The sequence below is a fragment of the Pseudomonas sp. GW822-FHT06D10 genome (assembly GCF_058799535.1).
This window is the reverse complement of record NZ_JBXALN010000019.1, coordinates 1-1,766: the sequence shown is the minus strand read 5'-3', so window position 1 is coordinate 1,766 and position 1,766 is coordinate 1. Positions and strand designations below refer to the sequence as shown.

At 62.2% G+C, this 1,766-nt stretch carries 2 protein-coding genes; both read left to right on the top strand.

The window, feature by feature from the left end; all coding sequences use genetic code 11:
- On the top strand, window positions 1–402 hold a 402-nt coding region (locus AC1RL5_RS31845), incomplete at its 5' end, for a phosphopantetheine-binding protein (RefSeq protein ID WP_492590245.1).
- Window positions 403–414: 12 nt separating this feature from the next.
- Window positions 415–1,766 (top strand): condensation domain-containing protein (locus AC1RL5_RS31840; protein WP_492590243.1); only part of this gene is annotated, 1,352 nt, incomplete at its 3' end.

Below are 1,766 nucleotides of genomic sequence, written 5' to 3'. Positions count from 1 at the left end.
TTGCCGCTGACCCCCAACGGCAAGCTCGATCGCAAGGCCCTGCCCAAGGTCGACGCCCAGCAGATGCAGCAGGTCTATGTGGCGCCGCAGAGCGAACTGGAGCAGCAGATCGCGGCGATCTGGGCCGATGTGCTGAAGCTGGATCGGGTGGGCATGAGCGACAACTTCTTCGAGCTGGGCGGCCACTCCCTGTTGGTGGCTCAGGTGGTGACTCGGGTCAAGCAGCAGTTTGGCGTGGATATGCCCATCAAGTCGCTGTTCGGCGCGGAGAGCCTCGCGGCCTTTGTCGAGAAGGTTCAGGCCCTGCGGCAGACAACTTCTTCACTGCAGGATGAATTGGCTAAATCTTTGGAGGCCCTCAAACGTTTATCTCCCGATGATCTTGAAAAAATAATTTCTTAGGCGAGGTAGTACATGCAAGCTTTAATCGACTCGGTAGGCACGCTTTCTTCCAAGGAAAGAAGAGCCCTGGCGATTTTGCTTAAAGAAAAGGGCATCAACCTCTTTGGTATCGCTCCTATCTGCAGCCGCGGCGCCGACGAGGCGCCGGTTCTCTCCTATACCCAGGAAAGCCAGTGGTTCCTTTGGCAACTGGAACCCGACAGCACCGCCTACCACATCACCACGGCGCTGCGCTTGACCGGAGAACTGGACCTCGACGCGCTGCGCCATGCATTCGATACCCTGATTGCCCGGCATGAAACCCTGCGCACTACCTTTTCCGAAGAAGATGGCACGGCGGTGCAGGTGGTGCACCCACCGGCGCCGCTGGACATCGAGGTCATCGAACTGCACGCCGGCGGCCTGTCCTATGAGGCCCAGGTCCATGCCCTGACCGACAGCAAGAGCCAGCCGCCCTTCGATCTGCGCAATGGCCCGCTGTTGCGGGCCAAATTGCTGCGGGTGGCAGCAGACGAGCATGTGCTGGTCCTGACCCAGCACCACATCGTTTCCGATGGCTGGTCGATGGGGGTGATGGTCGACGAGCTGATCCAGCTCTATGCCGGCTACCGCCAGGGGCGCACGGTCAGCCTGCCGGACCTGCCGATTCAATACGCCGACTATGCCAACTGGCAGCGCCAGTGGATGGATGCCGGCGAGCGTGAGCGGCAACTGGGCTACTGGCTGGAGCAACTGGCCGGGGAGCAACCCTTGCTGATGCTGCCGCTGGACCACCCGCGCCCGGCGATCCAGAGCTATCGGGGGGCGCTGCTGGATATCCCGTTGCCGGAAGAGCTGCGCCTGGGCCTCAAGCAATTGGCCCAGCGTGAAGGGGCGACCCTGTTCATGCTGTTGCTGGCCTCGTTCCAGGTCTTGCTGCACCGCTACAGCGGCCAGGCGGACATCCGCGTCGGGGTGCCGACCGCCAACCGCAACCGGGTGGAAACCGAGCGCCTGATCGGCTTCTTCGTCAACACCCAGGTGTTCAAGGCCGAGGTCGACGGGCAACTGGGCTTCAATGATTTCCTGCAGCAGGTCAAGCAGACCGCGCTGATGGCCCAGTCCCACCAGGACTTGCCTTTCGAGCAGTTGGTGGAAGCCTTGCGCCCCGAGCGCAGCCTGAGTCACAGCCCGCTGTTCCAGGCAATGTTCAACCACCAGACCGCGGTCAAGAAGGGCGGGCAGAGCCAGCGCCTGGACGACCTCAGCATCGAGACCCTGAGTTGGCAGGGGCGTGCCGCGCAGTTCGACCTGACCCTGGATACCTTCGAATCCGAGGATGGCCTCTGGGCCTCCCTGACCTACGCCACCGACCTGTTCGAGGC